This window comes from Okeania sp. SIO2C9, assembly GCF_010672455.1.
GTDB lineage: Bacteria > Cyanobacteriota > Cyanobacteriia > Cyanobacteriales > Microcoleaceae > Okeania.
Genome location: NZ_JAAHGO010000155.1, coordinates 1 through 8,112, shown reverse-complemented (window position 1 = coordinate 8,112; position 8,112 = coordinate 1). Strand labels below are relative to the sequence as shown.

The window sequence follows — 8,112 nt, the reverse complement described above, 5'->3', positions numbered from 1 at the left end:
TCCCCATCTCCCAATCTCCCCATCTCCCAATCTCCCAATCTCCCAATCTCCCAATCTCCCAATCTCCCAATCTCCCCATCTCCCCATCTCCCCATCTCCCAATCTCCCAATCTCCCCATCTCCCCATCTCCCCATCTCCCAATCTCCCAATCTCCCCATCTCCCCATCTCCCAATCTCCCAATCTCCCAATCTCCCAATCTCCCAATCTCCCCATCTCCCCATCTCCCAATCTCCCCATCTCCCCATCTCCCAATCTCCCCATCTCCCCATCTCCCAATCTCCCCATCTAATTACACCGATGCTACCGTATTTGATATGACTCGGTTCTCCTGACTCCTATCTTCACAAGATTTTATACCGATGCTACCGGATTTGAGATCATTTCATAGGAAGAGAAATAATAAACTCCGTGCCTTCACCCAATTCTGATTTACAGGTAATTGTGCCCCCATGTTTTTCCGTGACAATTTGCTTGGCGATCGCCATCCCCAGTCCAGTTCCCTTGCTGACATCTTTAGTGGTAAATCCCTGATCAAAGATCCGGGTTTTGACCTCTGGTTTCATGCCACAACCATTATCTTGAATGCCAACCTGCACCTGCTCATCTCCTACCATTTTCGTCTCAATTGTGATGCGATTCGGGTTAGCTTTGATTTCATCAAAACTTTTGCCTTGATTGGCTTCATCAAGGGCTTCAATGGCGTTAGCAAGCAGATTCATAAAAACCTGATTAAGCTGTCCTGGGAAACAATAAATTTCAGGAATATTACCGTAATTCTTAACAATATCTATTGCTGGTCGGTCTTTGTTGCCTTGAGTGCGGTGCTTGAGAATCAGCAAGGTGCTATCTATCCCATCATGCAGCTTAAATTCAACTTTGTGGTCTTGATCATAGCGAGAAAAGGTTCTCAGGCTATTGCTAACTTTACAGATGCGATCAATTCCTAAATCCATTGAATTAATTAGCTGGGGTAGATCTTCACGAATAAACTCCAAATCCACTGCTTCGAGTTCATCTTGAATATGGGTTGCATTGCTGGGGCATTCTTGTAGCAGAAAATTAATTAGACCAAATAATTTCTGCACGTAGGTTCGAGCAGGGTTGATATTCGCCTTGATGAAGCCTGTTGGATTATTGATTTCATGGGCAATTCCTGCCATTAATTCACCCAAAGATGCCATTTTTTCAGCTTGAATTAACTTAAGTTGTGTGGTTTTTATCTGATGATATTGAGCTTGTAAATCTTGATTGATGCGGATCAATTTTTGGTTTTTCTCAGTCAGTTGTATAGTCTGGTGATAAAGCCGTTGCCGGAGATGATAGATTTCAATATGAGTGGCAATACGAACCAAAATTTCTTCGCGTTGGAATGGCTTGGTAATATAGTCAATCCCTCCGACATCAAAGGCTTTGACTTTATCTAAAGCCCGGTCGAGTGCACTGATAAAAATAATGGGGATATCTTGGGTTTCCGGTCGCGATTTAATCGCTTGACAAAGGGCATAACCGTCCATATCTGGCATCATCACATCGAGTACGATCAAATCTGGTTGGGGCGTTTGTATCGCCAAATCTAGAGCTTTTGTGCCATTTTTTGCTGCCACAATTGCATAATCATTTTTGAGGATTTCCAGCAAAATGTAGATGTTTTGGGGATCGTCATCAACGATCAACACTTTAGATTTTGCTGGATTTGTTTGAGCATGGGTAGTCATAGGGTTGAGCTTACTATTTTTGACGATTTTTTTTATACTCTGATACATACAAAACCGAAGGCAAGTTAAGTGCCAGAATTTGTGATCAAAATAATAGTGGGTCTAAAATCCCGCCTTAAAAGGCGAAATCTTTTTGGAGCGGGGCTTAAATCCCCTACTTCCCCTCCCAGGAGGGGAGGGGTTAGGGGTGGGTTAACTTCTAACTTCTAACTTCTAACTTCTGACTTCGTTAAGGTTCTATTCGTGCGATTAAATCTTGGAGTTGTTTTAGCGCTGCATCTGTATCAAAATCAAAGACCATATTTTGAAGCTGTTTAATTCCCACATTATATAGCGTTCCTTGGGTGACTTCATTTAAATATTGGAGTTGTTCTAATGCGGTTGCAATATCGTTTTGCAAAAGATGTTCTAGTTCTTGAAGACGATTCTTCAGTGCTTGCGATTCTATCGGATGGGGTTGGGTGACCGGGTCTGTGGATAGTTCTACAGATGGCTCTAGCTGTCCGAGGGCATCCATCACCACTGTAAAACATTGGCTGAAAGTTTGCATTAAATTGAACAGCGCTTCAGTTGGGGAATTGTTCTGCAAAGATTTCTCTAAGGCATCGGCAGTCGCAAACAAATCTTGGGCTCCGATATTGCCTGCAGTGCCTTTAATCGTATGGATTTGCTTCTGGGCAGTGGTGTATTCTGCTGTCGCGATCGCTACTTGTATCTGTGCTAGGGTATTTTGGTTTTGTTCGCGAAACATCCTCAAAAGGTTGCGGTAGGTCTTGAGATTTCCCCCCATACGATGAACGCCAGCTTGGACATCAAACCCTGGCAAAATGAGTGACTCCTCGGCAGCACAAAGCAAGGGAGGTGGAGAGACGGCCTGGTAATCGGCAGTTTGTGCCGTCCTGATGCTATCGATTTTGCTATTAGGCGGTTTTAGCCAACGGCGTAGGGTTCGGAAAACATGTTTGGGTTCTATAGGCTTTGTGATATGGTCATTCATGCCTGCTTGCAGACTCGACTCGCGGTCACCAATCATAGCATGAGCTGTCATGGCGATAATGATCAAGTCAGCGAAACGCTGACTATCGGGACGATGGGATTGACCCAAAGCTCGGATGTGTTGCGTAGCTTCAAGACCATCCATCTCCGGCATTTGAATATCCATCAAGACCGCGTCATAATGATTGCTCATAACTGCTTCCACTGCCTCCAAACCATTATTCGCGGTGTCAAGAATCGCACCCGCACCTGCCAATAGTTCTCTGGCGATTTGCTGATTTATTTGGTTATCCTCCACCAACAATAGCTTATAGCCCGAAAGACAACTAGAATCTGCCACCACTGAGCTAACGCGGGTACGATCGCTCGCAGATTGAGGAACAACATTAGAGCAGAACGTTTTCACAAGAGTCTCGTAGATTGTCAAACGATTGATCGGCTTTGATAAGCAATCCTCAGCACCCACTTGTTGGGCACGCTGTTTTATATCCATTTTCCTCTGGCCAGTAACGAGCAGAATCCGAGGTTGGCGGAGTAGGGGAGTAGCACGAATGCGTTGAATTAACTCAATACCATCCATCCCTTTGGGCATCTGCCAGTCCGTCACCACCAACTGATAGGAGTTCTCGGTCACTTGCAGTGCTTCCAGTGCTTCTTCTCCAGAAGCAACAGTGTCAACTTGTAGAGAAAATGACTGCAAAAGCTCCTTGAGAATGTTACGTGCTGCCAGGCTATCATCGACGATCAACGCTTTGATGTCTTCTAGTGCTGGAGGTGGGGTGAGATGTATCCAGGGAATCGATGCTGTTTCAAACATGGCAAAGAATTGAAAGTTGCTACCTTGATTGATCTGGCTCTCCACCCAAATATCACCACCCATCAGGTTGACCAAGCGTTTGCAAATTGCTAAACCCAAACCGGTACCACCATATTTGCGCGTGGTCGAGTTGTCTGCTTGACTAAAGCTGCAGAACAACCGCTTGCATTGGTCTTGACTTAGTCCAATCCCCGTATCCCGAACAGAAAACCCGACCTTAATGCGATCCTTGCACCGTTCTTGCAAAATAATCCGAATAATGACCTCGCCCACTTCCGTAAATTTGATGGCGTTACCGGTCAGGTTCAGGAGAATTTGTTCTAATCGCAGCGGGTCGCCCCGCAGAAAATTTGGGACTTCTGGATCGATAGTGATCGAGAATTCGAGACCTTTTTTTTCTGCGCGCAAGCTGACTATATTGGATACATTTTGCAGAACCGTGTCAATATCAAAATCAATTTTTTCCAGTGCTAACTTGCCCGCTTCAATTTTTGAGAAATCTAGAATATCGTTAATGAGGCGCAGGAGCGATTTACCTGACCTTTCGATTTTCTGGATATAGTCAACCTGTTGGTTGTCAAGGTCTGTCTGTAATGCCAAGTGACTTAAACCCAAAATAGCATTCATGGGAGTTCTAATTTCGTGGCTCATTACCGCCAAAAAATTGCTTTTTGCAGCGCTGGCTGACTCTGCCAGCTCGCGCGCCTCTTCTAGCTGTGCGGCTCGTGCCTGTTCCGTTTCTCGCAGTCGATCTAGCTCGATCAATTCATTTTTGAAAAGGTTCAGGCTGCTTAAGATGCCATCGAATTCCAAATCGTAGCGGTCTTGCTCGATCTCGTAGTTTCCCTGACGGGAGCGAAGATATTCCACCGCTAAAGTGATTTTCTGTAAGGGCTGAAGAATTGAATTGCGAACATAGAAAATCAAAACCGACACCAGAGCAACACCGGATGTAATCGTAAACACGGTCATGATATTGAGAAATGTCACTAACTGGTTAAGGGAGTTTTTACTTTTGTTAACCTCTTCACGAGCTGTTTGCGAGAGACTTTCTAGCAATTGTTCAGCTTCTTTGTAGTTGCGAACCTCCAAGTTTTCGATTGCTTTTAGGGCTTCTTCACGATTATTTCCCTGATAGGTCTTGAGAAGATTCTCTCCTTCATTTTTAAGCTCGTCAAAGAGTCGTTTGATCTCTTGGAGCTTAATTGTTTCCTGTTCTTTTTTCTCCAGGGGACGGAGATTATCGAAAGTAATTTCAAAATCAAGAGCATACTCAAAGAACTCCCGTTTGGCATCCGGATCGTTAAGAATGAAGCGGTTCAAGGTTGCAAGCATATTACCAGCCAGTTCAGACAGTTCCAGATAGTAGCGTACTCCGGGAAGGTCATCGCGCACCACCTCCTGGAAACTCTTCGATTTGCCAGCATCCGCCAGTTCTTCCTCTTTGAGCTGTTGTAAAAGCTTTTCCATGGGTACACCTACATCTTTCAGTAGAGTGCTGATGCGCTGACTAGCTTTGCGATCAGCACTGGGATCGTACCCCCTAAACACTTTTTTCTCTGATTCTTGCTGGAAGTCCTCAATCAGTCTGTCCAAGCGTTCCCAGTCTCGCTGGCGAGTGTTGCGAATTTTGAGAGAAATATTATCTCGAAACTCTAGCAACTCATTATAGTTTTTGAAGTATTCCTGCTCTTCTTCTTCCTCGCCAAGAACATACTCTAATAAGTTGCCGCTCATAGTCCCCAACTCTTCAAGCATACTAATTGTGCCGACTGCTTTGGGAACTTCTACTTCCAGTACTTGCTCGGTGGATTTTTTGACTTGGTAAGTAAAAAATAGAACACCAAGAGAAACACCGCTAATTACTAGAAATATTAAGAATAAAATAAAGTTTAGGCGAACGACAACCGAACGCTTCTTTTTAAAAAGTTGTTCTTGTAATCTTTCCAAAAAACTTGGAGATGTTGACTGGGTAAGGTTCGGAAAAATTGCTTTTTTCATAAGAGTCCAATTTAATAAATAACTGCTTTAGCTATTGTTAGTTGAGGTTTTTGGTAATGGTATACTGGTTGCGCAAGTGTAACATTTCGCGAAAACTGAGGTATTAGTTACGCATAAATTTGAGCGCAACTGTTTGTAAGTCTGTTGCTCGAATGCCTCGATAAACTAAGGTCAGAGACCTTCATAGAGCTTTTGTTTGATTTGAGAACCTGGTAGTTTGACGGTCATTGATTGAGAGTTAATAGTTATAATTATAATAATTATTTTATATAATAGCTTTAAATGACTCTAATCTTGTGCGATCAATTGCCACTGTGCCAAGTCATTGATTTGATTATTGCCTGGGCAAAGCAATTACAAACTCTGTACCTTCCCCTAGTGATGAATTACACGTAAGTTTTCCCCCATGTTTTTCTTCTACTATTTGCCGAGAAATTGATAAACCTAAACCCGTACCTTTTCCTACTCCTTTTGTCGTAAATAAATGGTCGAATATTTTTTGTTTGACTTGCTCTGTCATACCCATGCCATTATCTTTAATTCGGATGATTATCTGTTGGTTTTCACTGTCAATTTCTGTAGTAATAATAATCCGATTGTGTCTGGCTTCAATTTCCTCAAAAGTTCGACCAACATTACTTTCTTCTAAAGCATCAATGCTATTAGCAATTATATTCATAAACACCTGGTTTAATTTGCCTGGAAAACAGTTTATTTCTGGTAATTCTCCATATTCTCTAATTATCTCGATTGCTGGATGTTCTCCATTATCCTTGATACGATGTTTTAAAATCAACAAAGTGCTATCAATGCCATCGTGAATATTAAAACTAACTTTTTGATCGTTATCCTTACGGGAAAAAGTGCGTAATGCATTGCTAATATTGCGAATGCGTTCGACTCCCGTTTTCATTGAAGCTATCGCTTTAGGAAAATCTTCAATTAAAAAATCCATGTCCATATCTTCAATATATTCTTGAATTTCTGCATGGGGAGTAGATGATTTATTTTGATAGAGAGTGACTAAATGAATTAAATTTTCAACGTATTCTAAAGCATAACGGATATTTCCTTCAATAAACCCAATAGGATTGTTGATTTCGTGAGCGACTCCAGCAACGAGTTGACCTAAAGTTGACATTTTTTCACTTTGAACTAATTGCAATTGTGCTTTTTGAAGTTCCTCCATGCGCTTTTTTAATTTTTGATTGGTCTTCTCCAAATGCTCGATCATTTGTTCTAAAATTCGATTTTTCTCTTGAAGTTCTCGATCTTGATCTTCGGTTTTTTCTTGCAATTGTTTCTGGAGTCGATATAAAGTAATATGGGTTTTCACACGAGCAAAAACCTCTTCGGCATGAAAAGGTTTAGTAATATAATCAATTCCTCCTACTTGAAATGCTTTAATTTTATCAAAAATATCATCAAGGGCACTGATAAAAATTACAGGAATATTTTGAGTGCGAGGATCTACTTTTAAATGATTACATACCTCATAACCATCCATATCAGGCATTTGAATATCGAGTAAAATTAGATCGGGATAATCAAGATGAATGCCTTGCAGAGCCAGTTTTCCACTGGGCATTGGACGAACAGTGTAACCCTTTTTTGACAATAAATTTATTAATAGTTGTAAATTGGCAGGGGTGTCGTCTACAACTAAAATACTACCATGCTCTGAATTAGTTAGGGAGTAATTCATAAGTTGCTATTGAATATTATTAGGATTCTATAATAAGTTTAGCATTTATCTGTTTTATAGGTTCCTAAATCCTAGTTGGTGCTGAGGGATAATTCAAGTCACCTTAGCTATCCATAATAACTCTGGTTATTCATTCAGAAAAAAGCTGAATACTGACCAATAATTTACATAGTAATCTGTGAATATAGAAGTTATTTATCAGATCAATTTTCTGCAAATACTTAATCAGTAATATCATGTCCGGATAATTAGTGATAATAAAATTCTTAGGTGTTAGGTGGCACAGTAGTAGGTCTAAATTCGGCGTTGGTAAATCAAGAGATGAAACCTTAAGAGTAATCTGTTTCTGATACCTCTAAATATTTTACCAGAGTAAGTGATGGGCATCACCCCTAGTAGAAAATCATCTTACTAATTACCAACGCCGTAAATTCAAAATATAACACTGGAAACGGAGTGGAAATGTGAGATATTTCTTCAACATTTGGAGGAGAACATTTTTATTATATTTAATCATCCGGACATGGTATTATATAATTCTCTCTCTTGTAATATCCTTATATCATGTCCAGTTGCATACTGATAAATAAACGACTGAGGAGTCAGGTAGGGGAGCCGTCGGATTGGCGACGTACAGGAGGACCGAGTCAGGAGGAGAGAGAATTACAAAGATGAGCGTAGTTATGACGATTGGAGATTTTTTTATGCCCAATAAAACGGATTTGATATGATTAGAGAAAAAGTCAAGAATTGATATCATGTCCGTTGGTATCGGAGCGTGTATAAAGTTGGGGAAATATCTAGCGCCATATAAGGTTTTTCCTTCTCTTAAAGCTTCTTCCTTCTTCCAACTTCGGTCTTCCTTACCTTCTCTAT

5 protein-coding genes are annotated in these 8,112 nt (G+C 41.1%); all 5 read right to left on the bottom strand.

Annotated features, from left to right (window positions below; genetic code table 11):
* Positions 1-287 (bottom strand): hypothetical protein (locus tag F6K23_RS39485; protein ID WP_293166519.1); only part of this gene is annotated, 287 nt, incomplete at its 3' end.
* Positions 288-379: 92 nt separating this feature from the next.
* Complete coding sequence (locus tag F6K23_RS39480; protein WP_293166517.1) at positions 380-1,717, bottom strand: response regulator; 1,338 nt, start codon at positions 1,715-1,717, stop codon at positions 380-382.
* A gap of 229 nt (positions 1,718-1,946) precedes the next feature.
* Positions 1,947-5,531 carry a response regulator gene (locus F6K23_RS39475; protein ID WP_293166515.1) on the bottom strand — a complete coding sequence of 1,195 codons (3,585 nt, stop codon included), beginning with the start codon at positions 5,529-5,531 and terminating at the stop codon, positions 1,947-1,949.
* A 334-nt stretch (positions 5,532-5,865) separates the two neighbouring features.
* Entirely contained in the window at positions 5,866-7,236 is a 1,371-nt protein-coding gene (locus F6K23_RS39470) for a response regulator (RefSeq protein ID WP_293166513.1), read from the bottom strand.
* Positions 7,237-7,798: 562 nt separating this feature from the next.
* Positions 7,799-8,112: hypothetical protein (locus tag F6K23_RS39465; protein WP_293166511.1), on the bottom strand; the 314-nt coding region annotated here is incomplete at its 5' end.